The following is a 16,770-nucleotide window of genomic DNA, read 5'->3' as shown; positions in this document are numbered from 1 at the left end:
TTCTCTCCTCAGGCCGCGCCTAATTACTCGAACCAATGGGCTCGGGCGGCCATGATCAACTTGCCGGCACGATCATCGTCAATGCCGTCGATGTCGAGCAGGTCGTCAATAGACTGCTCGGCCAGGTCTTCGCGGGTAATTACGCCGCGCACCGCCAGTTCCATCGCCAAATCCTTGTCCATACCCTCAAGCGAGAGCAGGTCTTCGGCCGGATGGGCGTCTGCCAGCTTTTCCTCAGTAGCGATGGCTTTAGTCAACAAACGATCCTTGGCCCGAGCGCGAAGCTCGTTGACGGTGTCTTCGTCAAAGCCGTCGATGTTGAGCATTTCTTCCAACGGTACGTAGGCAATCTCTTCCAGGCTGGTGAAGCCTTCATCTACCAGCACCTGTGCCAGGTCTTCGTCGACTTCCAGCTCGTCGATGAAGTTGCGCAGGATGTCACCGGTTTCTGCTTGCTGCTTAGCCTGGATGTCCGATTCGGTCATCACGTTCAGGGTCCAGCCGGTCAACTGGCTGGCCAAACGTACGTTCTGACCACCGCGACCGATGGCCTGAGCCAGATTGTCTGCGCCAACGGCGATGTCCATTGCATGGGCATCCTCGTCAACGATAATTGCCGCCACTTCAGCAGGCGACATTGCGTTGATCACGAACTGCGCAGGGTTATCGTCCCACAGGACGATGTCCACACGCTCACCGCCCAATTCGCCCGACACTGCCTGGACGCGCGAACCGCGCATACCAATGCAAGCGCCTTGCGGGTCGATGCGTTTGTCCTTGGAGCGGACCGCGATCTTGGCGCGTGAACCCGGATCGCGGGACGCAGCCATGACTTCGATCAGGCCTTCGGCAATTTCCGGCACTTCGATGCGGAACAGCTCGATCAGCATTTCCGGCGCGGTACGCGACAGGATCAACTGAGGGCCGCGGTTCTCGGTGCGGATTTCCTTGAGCAGCGCACGCAAGCGCACGCCAACCCGGAAAGTTTCGCGGGAAATGATGTCTTCGCGGGCCAGCAACGCTTCAGCGTTGTTACCCAGGTCGACGATCACGTTGTCGCGGGTGACTTTTTTCACGGTGCCGGAGATGATTTCCCCCAGGCGCTCGCGATAAGCGTCAACGACTTGAGCGCGCTCGGCTTCGCGGACCTTCTGCACGATGACTTGCTTGGCAGTCTGTGCAGCGATGCGGCCGAACTCGATGGATTCGATCTTTTCTTCGACGACATCACCGACCTGGGCGCCCGGATGCGTTTCAGCAACCTTGCTCGGCCAGGTTTCGATGGCCGGATCATCAAGATCGGCTTCTTCGACGACCGTCCAGCGACGGAAAGTCTCGTAGGCACCGGTGTGGCGGTTGATTTCCACACGCAGATCAACTTCGTCTTCAAAACGCTTTTTGGTAGCAGTGGCCAGGGCCAGCTCCAGCGCTTCAAAAATCACGTTTGCCGGTACGCCCTTTTCATTGGATACCGACTCAACAACCAGCAGTACTTCTTTGCTCATCGTACGCCTCGCCTTTCGCAAGCCATTGGATCCGCGGGATCCGCGTCTCAGTCAAAACTGGGAATAATGTTGGCCTTGTCGATCATATCGATCGGCAACAGGAACTCATGGTCTTCTACCTGCACCACGACGTCCTGCTCTTCTACACCGCGCAGAAGGCCCTGAAAGTTGCGTCGCCCTTCAAAGGGAGAGCGCAGCTTGATCTTCACTTGTTCACCGGCAAATTTTGCAAACTGATCAATAGTGAACAGTGGGCGTTCCATGCCAGGCGAGGAAACTTCGAGGGTGTATTCAACGGAGATCGGATCTTCAACATCCAGGACACCGCTGATCTGACGGCTGACAATGGCACAATCGTCCACCAGCACGCCGCCCTCTTTATCGATATAAACGCGCAACATTGAGTGGCGACCTTGAGCCGAAAACTCAATACCCCAGCATTCATAGCCTAGGGCCACGACCACCGGGGCCAACAAGGCCTGCAACTCTTCTAGCTTGCTCGACACCTGAACCCCCTCGTGCATGTATGTGCATGCTGTGCAAAATAAAAAAATGGGCGAAACGCCCATCCTTGAAACGCCGTCGAACAGCGGCGTTGAAAGTGTCCAGCTAACAAAAAGCCCCTTAAAAGGGGCTCCGCTAAAACTGGTTGCGGGGGCCGGATTTGAACCGACGACCTTCGGGTTATGAGCCCGACGAGCTACCAGACTGCTCCACCCCGCGACAAAGCTGGGGCGGAAGTATACGACCGATCCCTTACAGGGTCAATGTAACCTTCCACCTACAAGAAAGCCCGCAACAGCGGGCTCTCCTGATAATTGGTACCGAGAAGGGGACTCGAACCCCTACACCCTATGGGCACAACCACCTCAAGGTTGCGTGTCTACCAATTCCACCACCTCGGCAATACAGCGTTTACAACCTTCTTACTTCTGCTCTTGAGCTGGAGGTACGTCAGTCGCTGGAGTAGCCGACTTTTGCTCTTGAAGCACCGGGACATCATCAGAAGCCGGTTTTGCTTTTGGTACTTCCAACACTGCTGGGTTTGGGAGACCTACTTGAGTCAGCACATGAGCTTTCTCTTTAGCAAAGTAACCTAACCCCAAGCTGGTTATGAAGAAACCGGCGGCAAGTATAGCAGTAAACTTACTAAGAAAGGTAGAGGAACCTTGGCTTCCGAACACAGTATTTGAAGCACCTGCCCCGAAAGACGCACCAGCGTCCGCACCTTTACCCTGCTGCAGCAAAACCAGAGCAACTACGCCCAGTGCACCCAGCAGATGAAAAACAACGATGACTGTTTCCAGCATTTTTTCAGTTTCCCGCGGCGCGACAAATCGCACCGAACTCATCTGCATTCAGGGAAGCTCCACCAATGAGCCCCCCATCGATATCCGGCATGCCGAACAGTTCGACCGCATTGGCCGCCTTCACGCTGCCGCCGTATAGAAGCCGCACACCTCGTGCGACCTCAGAATTCTCTGCCGCCAACTGCGCGCGGATGGCTGCGTGCACATCCTGCGCCTGTTGCGGCGAAGCAGTCAGCCCGGTGCCAATGGCCCAGACCGGCTCGTAAGCAATTACTGCATTTGCAAAGGCACCGACTCCCAGCTCCTCGATGATGCTGCCCAGCTGACGCCCGACAACCTCAAGAGTTTTACCGGACTCACGCTGCTCAAGGGTCTCCCCTATGCACAACACCGGAACCAAGCCGCAAGCCTGTGCCGCCGCGAATTTGCGATTGAGTGTCCCATCACGCTCGCCCATGATCTGGCGGCGCTCGGAGTGCCCAACAAGCACCAGGGAGCAACCCGCATCAACCAGCTGACTCGGTGCAATCTCACCGGTCAACGCACCTTGCATGGATTCCACCGCAGAGTTCTGCGCGCCGACCTGGATCGACTTGCCTTTCAAGCCATCAATCACTTGATTGATATACAAGCAAGGCGGGAATACCGCGACATCAACACCGCTAGGCAAGGCCAAATGACGAAGGCCATTGATCAGCTCAGCGACACTGGCGCGGGTACCGTGCATCTTCCAGTTACCAGCTACCATAGTGCGACGCATGCTGTACCTCGTCGGTCAAAGTGGGCGCAGATGTTACCCAACCACATCATCACTGGCAAGCCGAATTCAGGCGCAAACTTCAGTTACCAGTTTTGCCAGCTCTTCGGCATAGCCGCGAACCTGTGTTTCGTCCTCGCCCTCGACCATTACACGCACCAAAGGCTCGGTACCCGACTTGCGCAGCAAGACCCGGCCACGCCCCGCCATGGCGGCAGTCACGCGCTCACTGGCCTCTTTGACAGCCGGATGCTCGATAGGGTTGTCACCGCCTGCAAAGCGCACGTTGAGCAGCACTTGCGGGCACTTGCGCAACGCCTGCCGCGCCTGGGCCAGGCTTTCTTCACGGCGACGCAGCGCCAGCAGCACCTGCAGCGCCGCAATGATCGCATCCCCGGTAGTCGTGTGCTGGAAGCAGACGATATGACCGGAATTTTCGCCACCCACCTGCCAATTACGCTCCAGCAGGTCGGCAATCACGTAGCGGTCACCGACATTGGCGCGCACAAACGGGATCCCCAGATCTGCCAGGGCCAGCTCCAGGCCAAGATTGCTCATCAAGGTACCGACGACGCCGCCTTGCAGCTTGTTACGCTCATGCAGGTCACGGGCGATGATGAACAACAGGTCGTCGCCATCGACGATCGCGCCAGTGTGGTCGACCATCAATACGCGGTCGCCATCACCATCGAACGCGATGCCCAAGTCGGCATGCTCAGCCAGGACAGCCGCCTGCAACTGCCCCATGTGGGTTGAGCCGCAGTTGTCGTTGATGTTCAGGCCGTTCGGCTGCGCCGACAGTACAGTAACGTCTGCGCCAAGCTCCTTGAACACACTCGGTGCGACTTTGTAAGTCGCGCCGTGGGCGCAGTCGATGACGACCTTCAACCCGGCAAAATTGGTGCTGCTAGGCACGCTGCTTTTGCAAAACTCGATGTAACGGCCGGAAGCGTCGTTAATCCGCGAAACCTTGCCCAGCTTGCTCGATTCGACGACGGTCATCGGCGCATCCAGCAACTCTTCGATCATGTGCTCGATCTCATCCGGCAGCTTGGTGCCCTGGCCTGAGAAGAACTTGATGCCGTTGTCATCGTGGGGATTGTGCGAAGCGCTGATCACGATACCGGCTTCAGCATGAAAGGTACGCGTCAGGTAAGCGATCGCCGGCGTAGGCATCGGCCCCAACAGCATCACATCAGCGCCGGCAGCAGACAGACCTGCCTCCAGCGCAGACTCAAACATATAACCCGAGATACGCGTGTCCTTACCCACCAGGATACGGCAGGCCCCCATGCTGCGGAACGCCATGCCGGCGGCCCAGCCCAGCTTGAGCATGAAATCGGGAGTAATCGGGAATTCGCCGACCCGACCGCGAATGCCATCGGTGCCAAAATACTTTTTAGTCATAAGTGCTCCATCATTCTTATTCGGCTGATTCAACCGCTGCGATCATCCGCACTACATCTATCGTCTCGGCCACGTCATGCACGCGCAAGATGCGCGCACCCTTGACCACGGCAAGTGCCGCAAGTGCCAGGCCGCCATGCAGCCGCTCACCCACGGGACGATTCAACGCCAGACCTATCATGCTCTTGCGCGAAACCCCGACCAACAAGGGGCGACCAAGGGCATGCAGGGATTCCATATGCTTGAACAGGCTTAAATTGTGCTGCAAGGTCTTGGCAAAGCCAAATCCCGGGTCGAGGATTATCCGCTCGGGAGCAATCCCCGCCGCCGCGCATTGAGCCATGCGCTCAGCAAGGAAGCCTTTCACTTCACCGACCAGATTGTCGTAATGCGGGTCGTCCTGCATCGTGCCCGGCTCGCCAAGCATATGCATCAGACAAACCGGCAGCCCCGTCGCGGCGGCCGCATCCAGAGCGCCATCGCGCTGCAAAGAGCGCACATCGTTGATCAACCCTGCACCCAGCCGCGCAGTTTCGCGCATAACGGCAGGGGTCGAGGTGTCGACAGAGATGATGACGTCCAGCTCTTGATGGATGCGCTCGACAATCGGAGCAACCCGTTCCAGTTCCTCCAGGGGAGAAACTGCGCGCGCGCCGGGCCGGGTTGATTCGCCACCGACGTCAATCAGAGTCGCACCGGCAGCCACCATCGCTTCCGCATGGCGCAACGCAGCATCAAGCTGACTGAAGCGACCACCATCGGAAAAGGAATCAGGGGTTACATTAAGAATGCCCATGACGTGTGTATGGGCCAAATCAAGAACCCGGCTGCCGCAAGGCAACCGGGTCGAGGACAACGCAGAAGTCATTTCAAACCTTAATGGTCAGCAGCCGGGCCGCCGATCGGGGCTTCAGGACGTTCGTTCTGTACCACTGGCGGAGTGCCGGAAGTACCCGAACCACCTTCCCAATCGCGAGGCTCGCGAGGCGTACGACCGGCCATGATGTCGTCAATCTGCTCGGCATCAATGGTCTCGTACTTCATCAGGGCATCAGCCATGGCGTCGAGCTTGTCGCGGTTGTCGGTGAGGATCTGCTTGGCCGTGCCGTAGCACTGGTCAATGATGCTGCGCACCTCGGAGTCGATCAGCTTGGCTGTCTCGCCGGAGAAGCTGGCAGCTTGACCACCACCACCGCGACCCAGGAATACTTCGCCTTCTTCCTCGGCATACATCAAAGGACCGAGTTTCTCCGACAGACCCCACTTGGTCACCATGTTCCGTGCAATCTGGCTGGCACGCATGATGTCGTTGGAGGCACCGGTGGTAACACCATCGAAGCCCAGGGTCATCTCTTCGGCGATCCGGCCGCCATACAGCGAGCAGATCTGGCTGATCAAGGCACGCTTGGAGAGGCTGTAGCGATCCTCTTCCGGCAGGAACATGGTGACGCCCAGCGCCCGGCCACGAGGAATGATCGATACCTTGTAGACTGGGTCATGCTCAGGCACAACGCGGCCAACAATGGCGTGACCGGCTTCATGATAAGCGGTGTTCTGCTTCTCTTTCTCGGACATGACCATGGATTTGCGCTCGGCGCCCATCATGATCTTGTCTTTCGCCAGCTCGAACTCTTTCATTTCAACGATGCGCTTGCCGGTACGGGCGGCAAACAGCGACGCCTCGTTCACCAGGTTGGCAAGGTCGGCACCGGAGAAGCCTGGAGTACCACGGGCAATCACGGCCGGAGCCACGTCGTCGCCCATTGGCACTTTGCGCATGTGCACTTTCAGGATCTGCTCACGACCACGGATGTCTGGCAACCCGACAACGACCTGACGGTCAAAACGGCCCGGACGCAGCAACGCGGGGTCGAGTACGTCTGGACGGTTGGTTGCGGCGATCACGATGATGCCGTCGTTCATTTCAAAGCCGTCCATCTCAACCAGCAACTGGTTAAGCGTCTGCTCACGCTCATCATGACCGCCGCCCATGCCGGCGCCACGATGGCGACCAACGGCGTCGATTTCATCGATGAAGATGATGCACGGAGCGTGCTTCTTGGCCTGTTCGAACATATCGCGAACACGGCTGGCACCTACACCGACGAACATTTCGACGAAGTCGGAACCGGAAATGGTGAAGAAAGGTACTTTGGCTTCGCCGGCAATGGCCTTGGCCAACAGGGTTTTACCGGTACCTGGCGGGCCAACCATCAGCACACCGCGAGGAATACGGCCACCCAGGCGCTGGAACTTGCCCGGATCGCGCAGGAATTCAACCAGTTCGCCCACTTCTTCCTTGGCTTCGTCGCAGCCCGCAACGTCAGCCAGGGTGGTTTTCACCTGATCTTCGGAAAGCAGGCGCGCCTTGCTCTTGCCGAAGCTCATCGGCCCGCCCTTGCCTCCCGCACCACCTTGCATCTGGCGCATGAAGAACATGAACACGGCGATAATCACCAGTATCGGGAAGCTGGCCACCAGGAGTTGGGTCCAGATGCTCTGCTGCTCAGGCTGCTTGCCTTCGACAACCACGTGGTTATCCACCAGGTCGCCGATCAGGCCATTGTCCTGGATTGCCGGACGGATGGTCTTGAAGCTGTCGCCATCGTTGCGCTTGCCGGTAATCACGTAGCCATCAACCGCTACGCGCTCGACCTTGCCATCCTTAACTTGCTGGATGAAGTCGGAATAGTTGAGGGTCTGCGGCTCGTTAGGGCTGGAGAAGTTGTTCATCACCGTCACGAGGACAGCCGCGATGATCAACCACAGGATCAGATTCTTTGCCATATCGTTCAATTAACTACCCTCTGAAGCAAGCTCCGCTACTGGCGCGTGCTTCGCATGATATTCACCGGCCTAACTTACTACATTACCTACAACTCTGGCAGGCGCCGTCTGTAACCCTTTGTGAAACTTTGACTACACAATATTCGTAAAGCTTCGTGACGAAAGCGATATAAAAAAACCTATCGCCTCCGTCAAATTTCTCAAAAGCGCTCTTCACTGGCAGCGCCTTCAATGCCACGGAAGCCACGACCCAGCAAATACTGCTCGCGAGACCTGTCCCGGGAAGAGTCAGGCTTGCGTGTCTGTACCTTGTCGAACAGTTTGCGGATGTTCTTGTGATACTCGTCGAAGCCTTCACCCTGGAAGACCTTGACCAGGAAGTCACCACCCGGACGCAGTACCCGTCCTGCCAGGTCCAGTGCCAATTCGCACAGGAACATGGCTCGCGGCATATCAACAGCCGGTAATCCACTCATATTGGGGGCCATATCGGAAATCACAAGGTCTACCTGCGAATTTCCGACGGCCTCAAGGATCTGTGCCAGCACTTCATCCTGGGTAAAATCGCCGTGAACAAAGGTCACGTCAGGGATGCTGTCCATTTCCAGGATGTCGGAAGCGATCAAACGACCTTGTCCACCAATCAGACGACTGGTCACCTGGGACCAGCCACCCGGGGCGGCACCCAGGTCGATAACGCTCATGCCAGGACGGATCAACTTGTCCTTTTCCTGGATCTCCAGCAGTTTGTAGCTGGCCCGGGAACGGTAGCCATCCTTTTGCGCCATTTTGACGTAAGGGTCGTTGAAATGCTCTTGCAGCCACTTAAGGCTAGTTTTGGAACGGGCCACGGGCCACCTCGAAAATAAAACGGGTCGTGATTAACTGGGCGGTCCCGGACTCGCTCGGGTAAACTGGCCGCCGCTTTTTACAAGATCAGACGCAGGGGTCAGATTATGCCGCTCACTCAAGAGCAGAAGAAACAGTACAAATCCATTGGCCACCATCTGAAACCAGTTTTGATTGTGGCTGACAACGGTTTGACTGAAGGTGTGTTAGCCGAACTTGAACGCGCATTGGGCGATCACGAGCTAATCAAGATCAAGGTCAGCATCCTTGATCGCGAGGCGCGCCTGGCAGCTATTGCAGAACTGTGCAAGGCTGGCAAAGCGGACCTGGTTCAGGTCATCGGCAAGATGGCGCTGCTGTATCGCAAGAACTTCAGCGCCAACAAGCAACTGTCGAACGTACACCGCTTCAAGTGAAACAAGGGTCACGGGCGTGCTTCGCACGCCCTGCCACTCCATCCTGGCGCCGGCTGTACAACCAGCACCAACCCGGAAAACCCTAGCACAAGATAGCTGAACAGCTGCCAGCGCAACGCCTCCGGCAGAAAGATACGCACCACGCAAAACATTGCGCACGCATACAGCGCCATCAACAGCAGTTGCCCGCGAATATCCCGCCACAGACTCCCCAAGCCTTCGGCCTTGATCAGCACCAGCGCCTGAAGCGTCACGCACGCTGCTGCAAAACCTACCAGCAACGCGCTTAATAATCCGCTGACCTCATCGATCAGCAACGGTGCCAGGCCAATCAGGCCCAGCGCCGGCAGCACACCAATATGTAACAGCCATAGGCCGCCAACCCAAAGCATCTGGGCAAACTGCCAAAGCATGGCGCCCGCACGAAGCGGGCGCCGTCTTTCAGATGTGACGAACTTCGACAATCTCGTACTCGATCACGCCACCAGGCGTCTTGACGGCCACCACGTCACCCTCTTCCTTGGCAATCAAGGCGCGGGCCAGCGGCGAACCGACGGAGATCTTGCCGAGTTTGAAGTCGGCCTCGTCTTCACCCACGATGTGGTAAACCACGCTTTCGTCAGTCTCGACGTTGGCGATTTCCACGGTGGTGCCGAAAATCACCTTGCCGGTATGCGGGATGGTCGTGACGTCGATAACCACCGAATTCTGCAGGCGGCCTTCGATGTCACGGATCCGCGCCTCGACCATACCTTGCTGCTCGCGGGCAGCATGGTATTCAGCGTTTTCCTTCAGGTCACCCAATTCCCGGGCCGTACCGATGTCCTGGCTCAGCTTTGGACGGACGACCTTGGTCAGGTGGGCGTGCTCTTCTTCCAGGGCTTTTGCGCCCTGGACGGTCATTGGGTATTTGATCATGCCTTCAATCCTGCGTGTAGATCCTGCAAGCGACGCACAGTTTTTTCAGGACCGAACTTCAGCGCTTCGCAGATAGCTTCGCCAGCAGCAATGGTGGTGGTGCAGTAGATCTTGTGCTGCAAGGCGTTACGACGAATGGAGTAGGAGTCCGCGATCGACTGGCGACCTTCGGTGGTGTTGATGATCAGGGTGACTTCGTCATTCTTGATCATGTCGACCACGTGTGGACGGCCTTCCGTTACCTTGTTCACGCGACGCACTTTCAGGCCGGCAGCCTCGATCAGCTTGGCGGTCCCGGCAGTGGCCACGACTTCGAAGCCCAAGTTGATCAGATCACGGGCCACGCCTGCAACCAGCGGCTTGTCATCATCGCGTACGCTGATGAACGCAGTACCGCCGGTAGGCAACACTTCGCTGGCGCCCATCTGGGCTTTGGCGAACGCTTCACCGAAGGTATCGCCCACGCCCATCACTTCACCGGTGGACTTCATCTCCGGGCCCAGGATCGGGTCCACACCAGGGAATTTGGCGAATGGGAACACCGCCTCTTTCACACTGTAGAAGTTCGGAATGATTTCCTTGGTGAAGCCGATTTCCTTCAAGGTCTTACCGGCCATCACACGGGCAGCAATCATTGCCAGGGAAACACCGATGCACTTGGAAACAAACGGCACGGTACGCGAGGCGCGCGGGTTGACTTCGATGACGTAGATGTCTTCGCCTTGCAGCGCCAACTGTACGTTCATCAGGCCGACCACGCCCAGCTCCAGGGCCATTTTCTTGACCTGTTCGCGCATCTCGTCCTGGATGTGTGCAGGCAGCGAGTATGGCGGCAGCGAGCAAGCGGAGTCACCGGAGTGAACGCCAGCCTGTTCGATGTGCTGCATGATCGCGCCGATCACCACGTCGGTGCCGTCGCAGACCGCATCCACGTCCATCTCGATAGCGCAGTTGAGGAAGTGGTCCAGCAGCACCGGGCTGTCGTTGGACACTTTCACCGCATCACGCAGGTAACGCTTGAGTTCGTCTTCTTCGTAGACGATTTCCATCGCCCGGCCACCCAGTACGTAGGACGGACGCACCACCAGCGGGTAACCAATCTTGCTGGCCGCGCGGATCGCTTCGTCTTCGCTGCGCACAGTGGCGTTTGGCGGCTGACGCAGGTTCAGGCGCTCAACCATCTGCTGGAAGCGCTCACGGTCTTCGGCACGGTCGATAGCGTCAGGGCTGGTACCGATGATCGGCACGCCAGCAGCTTCAAGTGCGCGAGCCAGTTTCAACGGGGTTTGGCCGCCGTACTGGACGATCACGCCTTTTGGCTTCTCGACACGGCAGATTTCCAGTACGTCTTCCAGGGTTACCGGCTCGAAGTACAGACGGTCGGAAGTGTCGTAGTCAGTAGAAACAGTTTCCGGGTTGCAGTTGACCATGATGGTCTCGTACCCGTCTTCGCGCAGGGCGAGAGCGGCGTGTACGCAGCAATAATCGAACTCGATGCCTTGGCCGATACGGTTTGGACCGCCGCCCAGGATCATGATCTTGTCGCGGCCCGACGGCGCGGCTTCGCACTCTTCCTCGTAGGTGGAGTACATGTATGCAGTGTCGGTGGCGAACTCGGCCGCACAGGTATCAACGCGCTTGTAGACCGGGAAGATGTCCAGCTTGTGGCGATGGGTGCGCAGGTTCTTCTCGGTCACGCCCAGCAGCTTGGCCAGACGCATGTCGGAGAAACCTTTGCGCTTGAGGCGGAACATCAGGTCGCGGTCGATGGAGGACAGACCGAGGGTCTTGACCTTCTCTTCTTCCTTGATCAGATCTTCGATCTGCACCAGGAACCACGGGTCGATCATGTTCATGCCGAAGATGTCTTCGACGGTCATGCCGGCGCGGAAAGCATCGGCCACGTACCAGATACGCTCGGCACCCGGCACGGTCAGCTCGCGCTTGAGCACGCTCATGCTTTCCGGGTTGCTCAGGTCGAGCTTCTCGTCCAGGCCGCAAACGCCCACTTCCAGGCCGCGCAGGGCTTTCTGCAGGGACTCCTGGAAGGTCCGGCCGATGGCCATGACTTCACCAACCGACTTCATCTGAGTGGTCAGGCGGGCGTCGGCTTTCGGGAATTTCTCGAAAGCGAAGCGTGGCAGCTTGGTGACGACGTAATCGATCGACGGCTCGAAGGAAGCCGGTGTTGCGCCGCCGGTGATTTCGTTCTGCAGCTCGTCCAGGGTGTAACCGATCGCCAGCTTGGCGGCGATGCGCGCAATCGGGAAGCCGGTAGCTTTCGATGCCAGCGCCGAAGAACGCGATACACGCGGGTTCATCTCGATCACAACCATGCGGCCAGTGTCCGGGCAGATGCCGAACTGGACGTTGGAGCCACCGGTTTCCACGCCGATCTCACGCAATACCGCCAACGAGGCGTTACGCATGATCTGGTATTCCTTGTCCGTCAGGGTCTGTGCTGGCGCAACAGTGATCGAGTCACCGGTGTGCACGCCCATCGGGTCGAAGTTTTCGATCGAGCAGACGATGATGCAGTTGTCCTTCTTATCGCGGACAACCTCCATCTCATATTCTTTCCAGCCGATCAGGGATTCGTCGATCAGCAGCTCTTTGGTCGGAGACAGGTCCAGGCCGCGGGCGCAGATTTCTTCGAACTCTTCACGGTTGTAAGCGATACCGCCGCCGGTGCCGCCCATGGTGAAAGACGGACGGATGATGCACGGGAAGCCCAGGCGCTCAAGGACCGCGTTGGCCTCTTCCATGCTGTGGGCGATACCGGAACGCGGGCAATCAAGGCCGATGGACTTCATGGCCTTGTCGAAACGCGAACGGTCTTCAGCCTTGTCGATGGTGTCGGCATTGGCGCCGATCATCTCTACGCCGAACTTCTCCAGGACGCCTTCGCGCTCCAGGTCCAGTGCGCAGTTCAGGGCGGTCTGGCCACCCATGGTTGGCAGCAGGGCGTCCGGACGCTCTTTCTCGATGATCTTGGCAACGGTCTGCCACTTGATCGGCTCGATGTAGGTGGCGTCGGCCATGTCCGGGTCGGTCATGATGGTGGCCGGGTTGGAGTTCACCAGGATGACGCGGTAGCCCTCTTCGCGCAGGGCCTTACAGGCCTGGGCGCCGGAGTAGTCGAATTCGCAGGCCTGGCCGATCACGATCGGGCCAGCGCCGAGAATCAGGATGCTTTTTATGTCTGTACGTTTTGGCATGGGTTTGTCACTCAAATCCGCAGGTCAGTCGGCAAGCCGTCTTGAACAATCTTTGAAGAGCCCGAGGGGGCCGCCGGTTTCCCGGGCCGCCCTCAGGCCGCTCAGTTAGCGTCGCTTGGCCATCTCATTGATGAAACGGTCGAACAGCGGCGCTACGTCGTTCGGGCCCGGGCTTGCTTCAGGGTGGCCCTGGAAGCTGAACGCGCTCTTGTCGGTGCGCTCAATACCTTGCAGGGAACCGTCGAACAGCGACTTGTGAATCGCCCGGACGTTGCCCGGAAGCGTCGCTTCATCTACCGCAAAACCGTGGTTCTGGCTGGTGATCATCACGACGCCGGTGTCCAGGTCCTGCACCGGGTGGTTGGCACCGTGGTGGCCGTGACCCATTTTCAGGGTCTTGGCGCCGGAAGCCAGGGCCAGCAGCTGGTGGCCGAGGCAGATGCCGAACACCGGGATCTCGGTTTCCAGCACTTCCTTGATCGCCTTGATGGCGTAGTCGCAAGGCTCCGGGTCACCCGGGCCGTTGGACAGGAACACGCCGTCCGGCTGCAGGGCCAGTACGTCGTTGGCCGGGGTCTGCGCAGGCACCACGGTCACGCGGCAACCGCGCTCGACCAGCATGCGCAGGATGTTGTGCTTGATACCGTAGTCGTAGGCCACGACGTGGTACGGCAGTTCGGAAGCTTCGATGGTCGCGTGGCTGTCGGTCTTCAAGTCCCAGACGGTGGAGCGCCACTCGTACGTTTCCTTGGTGCTGACGACTTTCGCCAGATCCATGCCTTTCAGGCCAGGGAAACCTTGGGCCGCTGCAATCGCTGCTTCTTCGGAGATGTTGTCACCGGCCATGATGCAGCCGTTCTGCGAGCCTTTTTCACGCAGGATGCGTGTCAGGCGACGCGTATCGATACCGGCGATCGCCACAACGTTGTTGGCTTTCAGGTAATCGGACAGGGACATCGTGTTACGCCAGTTGCTCGCTACCAGTGGCAGGTCACGAATGACCAGGCCAGCCGACCAGACACGATCAGACTCGGCGTCTTCCGGTGTAGTACCGGTGTTGCCGATGTGCGGATAGGTCAGGGTAACGATCTGTTGGGCGTAGGAAGGATCAGTAAGGATTTCCTGATAGCCGGTCATGGCGGTGTTGAACACCACCTCTCCAACGGTCTGACCGTCGGCTCCAATGGCTTCGCCGCGAAAAATGCTGCCATCAGCAAGGGCGAGTATGGCTGGCTTAGTCAAGAAGACCTCCCGTAAATAAAGCCTGAAAGGGCGATCGCAGGTTGTAAAAAAGCGGAGTGACGTATGGACACGTCACCCCGCTTCTTCACTGAATTATTCTGCGCGCTTTTAGTGGACACACTAAAGCTGTAGCTTACAGAAAAAGGCTTTTTTGGTCCACCGCTAATGAGCCTTAAAGGCAGGGGAATGCGACAGGACGTCGCCTAGCGGGTAAAAACGGGGCCTCAGCATATTCCTGAGACCCCGTTTTAGCTACTTCTTAATGCAGGTCCAGCACGTCGCGCATGTCGTACAGGGCCGGCGCACGACCCTCAAGCCACAGCGCCGCACGTACAGCACCCTTGGCGAACGTCATACGGCTAGACGCCTTGTGGGTGATCTCAAGACGCTCACCCTCGGTTGCGAACAGCACGGTGTGATCGCCCACCACATCACCGCCGCGAACGGTGGCAAAACCGATGGTGTCGTGGGCGCGGGCACCGGTATGGCCTTCGCGGCCATACACCGCCACCTTCGACAGGTCACGACCCAGGGCATCGGCAATCGCCTCGCCCATACGCAATGCCGTACCGGACGGCGCATCGATCTTGTGCCGGTGATGAGTCTCGATGATCTCGATGTCAGCCTCATCACCCATCACCCGCGCCGCCATGTCGAGCAGCTTCAGCGACAGATTGACGCCGACGCTGAAATTGGCCGCGAACACGATTGGAATATCCTTGCCCGCCTCCACCAGCAGCTGCTTTTGCTCGGCGCTCAGGCCCGTTGTGCCGATCACCATGGCCTTGCCCGCCTTGCGGCAGAACGCCAGGTTTTTCAGCATCACGTCCGGCAGGGTGAAATCGATCAGCACGTCGAACTCGTCGGCAACCTGCTCCAGATTGCCGGACAACGAAACGCCGATCCGCCCCAGGGACGCCAACTCACCCGCGTCCGCACCTATCAAGGTGCTGCCGGGACGAACAATCGCCGCCGTCAGCCCGGAGGCCGGCGAGCGTGCCTGCACGGCCTCGACCAGGGTCTTGCCCATGCGCCCGGCAGCGCCCATCACCGCGATACGTCGCATACTCACTTCCTTACAGGTCGCCGAAGAAGCGCTTCACGCCTTCGAACCAGCCGGTGGTTTTTGGCGAATGTGTGTCATCGCCGGCCAGGGAGCTGCGGAACTCTTCCAACAGTTCGCGCTGACGACGCCCCAGGTTCACCGGCGTCTCTACCGCCACACGGCACATCAGGTCGCCAGCACCGCCACCGCGCACCGGCGCAACGCCTTTGCCACGGATACGGAACTGCTTGCCGGTCTGCGTACCCTCAGGGATCTTCAGCTTGACCCGACCGTCCAGCGTCGGAATCTCAAGCTCGCCACCCAGGGCCGCATCGACAAAGCTGATCGGCACTTCACAGAACAAATGCTTGCCGTCGCGCTGGAAGATCGAGTGCTCGCGCACATTGATCACCACGTACAGGTCGCCCGTCGGGCCGCCCTGAGTGCCCGCCTCGCCTTCGCCCGACAGACGAATGCGGTCGCCGGTGTCAACACCCGCCGGCACTTTCACCGAGAGGGTCTTGTACTCTTCGACACGCCCCTCGCCGTGGCACGAGTCGCACGGATCGGAAATGATCTTGCCCTGGCCGTGGCAGCGCGGGCAGGTTTGCTGCACCGAGAAGAAGCCTTGCTGCATGCGTACCTGGCCGATACCGCCGCAAGTCGGGCAAGTGATCGGCGAGGAGCCTTTCTTGGCGCCCGAACCGTCGCACGGCTTGCAATTGACCAGCGTCGGAACACGGATATTGACGCTGGTGCCACGCACCGCTTCTTCCAGGTTCAGTTCCAGGGTGTAGCGCAGGTCGCTGCCACGCTGGGCACCGCCACGCTGGCCACCGCGGCCGCCGCCAAAGAAGTCGCTGAACACGTCGCCGAAAATATCGGAGAAGTTCTGCCCGCCGAAACCGGCACCGCCGCCACCCATGCTTGGGTCGACACCGGCATGGCCATACTGATCGTAAGCGGCGCGCTTGTTCGGATCACACAGGCATTCGTAGGCTTCATTGGCCTCTTTGAACAGCTCTTCGGATTCTTTGCTATCCGGATTACGGTCCGGGTGGTGCTTCATCGCCAGGCGACGGTAAGCCTTTTTCAGGTCCGCCTCGCTGGAGCCGCGCTCCACACCCAACACTTCGTAATAGTCACGCTTTGCCATAAGTCTTTGCACTCTTAAGGACGTCCGGCAAAACCCTCCTGAGCCTTGCCAAACTCGTTGAGCCCCAATACAGGCCCGGACCCAACTCACGTCAATTCAACGATCCTGGTCGTTACTGCTTTCAACCGGAAACCGGCCAAAAACGCGGTGACTGTCGTCC

General features: G+C 58.6%; 15 protein-coding genes and 2 tRNA genes. 1 reads left to right on the top strand and 16 read right to left on the bottom strand.

Going from position 1 to position 16,770, the window contains the following annotated elements; genetic code table 11:
• Nucleotides 1-23 precede the first annotated feature (23 nt).
• The 10 genes from nusA to rlmE all read right to left on the bottom strand — a co-directional run bounded on the left by nusA (nucleotide 24) and on the right by rlmE (nucleotide 8,617).
• A complete protein-coding gene (nusA, locus tag JV201_RS03675) occupies nucleotides 24-1,505 on the bottom strand; it encodes a transcription termination factor NusA (protein WP_003212187.1) in 1,482 nt (493 codons plus the stop codon).
• Between the two features lie 47 nt (nucleotides 1,506-1,552).
• The gene (rimP, locus tag JV201_RS03670; RefSeq protein ID WP_003235029.1) at nucleotides 1,553-2,011 is read right to left on the bottom strand and encodes a ribosome maturation factor RimP; all 459 of its coding nucleotides are present in this window, start codon (nucleotides 2,009-2,011) and stop codon (nucleotides 1,553-1,555) included.
• 140 nt (nucleotides 2,012-2,151) lie between these two features.
• Nucleotides 2,152-2,228, bottom strand: a tRNA-Met gene (locus tag JV201_RS03665).
• A 96-nt stretch (nucleotides 2,229-2,324) separates the two neighbouring features.
• A tRNA-Leu gene (locus tag JV201_RS03660) sits at nucleotides 2,325-2,410 on the bottom strand.
• Nucleotides 2,411-2,431: 21 nt separating this feature from the next.
• Nucleotides 2,432-2,815 (bottom strand): preprotein translocase subunit SecG, encoded by a 384-nt coding sequence (secG, locus tag JV201_RS03655; protein WP_026078118.1) that lies wholly within the window; start codon nucleotides 2,813-2,815, stop codon nucleotides 2,432-2,434.
• Between the two features lie 4 nt (nucleotides 2,816-2,819).
• The gene (tpiA, locus tag JV201_RS03650; RefSeq protein ID WP_003212194.1) at nucleotides 2,820-3,575 is read right to left on the bottom strand and encodes a triose-phosphate isomerase; all 756 of its coding nucleotides are present in this window, start codon (nucleotides 3,573-3,575) and stop codon (nucleotides 2,820-2,822) included.
• A 66-nt stretch (nucleotides 3,576-3,641) separates the two neighbouring features.
• A complete protein-coding gene (gene glmM, locus JV201_RS03645; RefSeq protein ID WP_003212196.1) occupies nucleotides 3,642-4,979 on the bottom strand; it encodes a phosphoglucosamine mutase in 1,338 nt (445 codons plus the stop codon).
• A 16-nt stretch (nucleotides 4,980-4,995) separates the two neighbouring features.
• Nucleotides 4,996-5,847 carry a dihydropteroate synthase gene (gene folP, locus JV201_RS03640; protein WP_102368079.1) on the bottom strand — a complete coding sequence of 284 codons (852 nt, stop codon included), beginning with the start codon at nucleotides 5,845-5,847 and terminating at the stop codon, nucleotides 4,996-4,998.
• A gap of 8 nt (nucleotides 5,848-5,855) precedes the next feature.
• On the bottom strand, nucleotides 5,856-7,766 hold the full coding sequence (gene ftsH, locus JV201_RS03635) for an ATP-dependent zinc metalloprotease FtsH (RefSeq protein ID WP_008436840.1): 1,911 nt from the start codon (nucleotides 7,764-7,766) through the stop codon (nucleotides 5,856-5,858).
• A 200-nt stretch (nucleotides 7,767-7,966) separates the two neighbouring features.
• Nucleotides 7,967-8,617, bottom strand: a complete 651-nt coding sequence (rlmE, locus tag JV201_RS03630; protein ID WP_003212203.1) for a 23S rRNA (uridine(2552)-2'-O)-methyltransferase RlmE — start codon at nucleotides 8,615-8,617, stop codon at nucleotides 7,967-7,969.
• 105 nt (nucleotides 8,618-8,722) lie between these two features.
• Between rlmE and yhbY the strand changes: the two genes are divergently transcribed.
• The gene (gene yhbY / locus JV201_RS03625) at nucleotides 8,723-9,031 is read left to right on the top strand and encodes a ribosome assembly RNA-binding protein YhbY (RefSeq protein WP_003212205.1); all 309 of its coding nucleotides are present in this window, start codon (nucleotides 8,723-8,725) and stop codon (nucleotides 9,029-9,031) included.
• A gap of 8 nt (nucleotides 9,032-9,039) precedes the next feature.
• Here yhbY and JV201_RS03620 read toward each other — a convergent pair whose 3' ends face one another.
• The 6 genes from JV201_RS03620 to dnaJ form a co-directional block, all read right to left on the bottom strand.
• Nucleotides 9,040-9,444: a hypothetical protein gene (locus tag JV201_RS03620; RefSeq protein WP_003212207.1), complete on the bottom strand. Its 405-nt coding sequence runs from the start codon at nucleotides 9,442-9,444 to the stop codon at nucleotides 9,040-9,042.
• 28 nt (nucleotides 9,445-9,472) lie between these two features.
• A complete protein-coding gene (greA, locus tag JV201_RS03615; protein ID WP_003212209.1) occupies nucleotides 9,473-9,949 on the bottom strand; it encodes a transcription elongation factor GreA in 477 nt (158 codons plus the stop codon).
• Nucleotides 9,946-13,167, bottom strand: a complete 3,222-nt coding sequence (gene carB / locus JV201_RS03610; RefSeq protein WP_003212212.1) for a carbamoyl-phosphate synthase large subunit — start codon at nucleotides 13,165-13,167, stop codon at nucleotides 9,946-9,948. The genes greA and carB overlap by 4 nt, the downstream gene beginning before the upstream one ends.
• A gap of 105 nt (nucleotides 13,168-13,272) precedes the next feature.
• Nucleotides 13,273-14,409: a glutamine-hydrolyzing carbamoyl-phosphate synthase small subunit gene (gene carA, locus JV201_RS03605; protein WP_003212214.1), complete on the bottom strand. Its 1,137-nt coding sequence runs from the start codon at nucleotides 14,407-14,409 to the stop codon at nucleotides 13,273-13,275.
• Nucleotides 14,410-14,668: 259 nt separating this feature from the next.
• Nucleotides 14,669-15,475 carry a 4-hydroxy-tetrahydrodipicolinate reductase gene (gene dapB / locus JV201_RS03600; protein ID WP_003212216.1) on the bottom strand — a complete coding sequence of 269 codons (807 nt, stop codon included), beginning with the start codon at nucleotides 15,473-15,475 and terminating at the stop codon, nucleotides 14,669-14,671.
• Between the two features lie 10 nt (nucleotides 15,476-15,485).
• On the bottom strand, nucleotides 15,486-16,610 hold the full coding sequence (dnaJ, locus tag JV201_RS03595; protein ID WP_003212219.1) for a molecular chaperone DnaJ: 1,125 nt from the start codon (nucleotides 16,608-16,610) through the stop codon (nucleotides 15,486-15,488).
• Between the last annotated feature and the right edge of the window lie 160 nt (nucleotides 16,611-16,770).

The sequence above is a fragment of the Pseudomonas sp. Colony2 genome, from assembly GCF_019382755.1.
Lineage (GTDB): Bacteria > Pseudomonadota > Gammaproteobacteria > Pseudomonadales > Pseudomonadaceae > Aquipseudomonas.
Note: the sequence above shows the minus strand (reverse complement) of the source record. Positions and strands in the feature narration are given on the sequence as shown.

Bases quoted from the DNA above. Each gene is read 5' to 3' on its own strand.
- nusA (WP_003212187.1), bottom strand. From the start codon at position 1,505: ATGAGCAAAGAAGTACTGCTGGTTGTTGAGTCGGTATCCAATGAAAAG.
- secG (WP_026078118.1), bottom strand. From the start codon at position 2,815: ATGCTGGAAACAGTCATCGTTGTTTTTCATCTGCTGGGTGCACTGGGC.
- tpiA (WP_003212194.1), bottom strand. From the start codon at position 3,575: ATGCGTCGCACTATGGTAGCTGGTAACTGGAAGATGCACGGTACCCGC.
- glmM (WP_003212196.1), bottom strand. From the start codon at position 4,979: ATGACTAAAAAGTATTTTGGCACCGATGGCATTCGCGGTCGGGTCGGC.
- folP (WP_102368079.1), bottom strand. From the start codon at position 5,847: ATGACTTCTGCGTTGTCCTCGACCCGGTTGCCTTGCGGCAGCCGGGTT.
- ftsH (WP_008436840.1), bottom strand. From the start codon at position 7,766: ATGGCAAAGAATCTGATCCTGTGGTTGATCATCGCGGCTGTCCTCGTG.
- yhbY (WP_003212205.1), top strand. From the start codon at position 8,723: ATGCCGCTCACTCAAGAGCAGAAGAAACAGTACAAATCCATTGGCCAC.
- JV201_RS03620 (WP_003212207.1), bottom strand. From the start codon at position 9,444: ATGCTTTGGCAGTTTGCCCAGATGCTTTGGGTTGGCGGCCTATGGCTG.
- greA (WP_003212209.1), bottom strand. From the start codon at position 9,949: ATGATCAAATACCCAATGACCGTCCAGGGCGCAAAAGCCCTGGAAGAA.
- carB (WP_003212212.1), bottom strand. From the start codon at position 13,167: ATGCCAAAACGTACAGACATAAAAAGCATCCTGATTCTCGGCGCTGGC.
- dapB (WP_003212216.1), bottom strand. From the start codon at position 15,475: ATGCGACGTATCGCGGTGATGGGCGCTGCCGGGCGCATGGGCAAGACC.
- dnaJ (WP_003212219.1), bottom strand. From the start codon at position 16,610: ATGGCAAAGCGTGACTATTACGAAGTGTTGGGTGTGGAGCGCGGCTCC.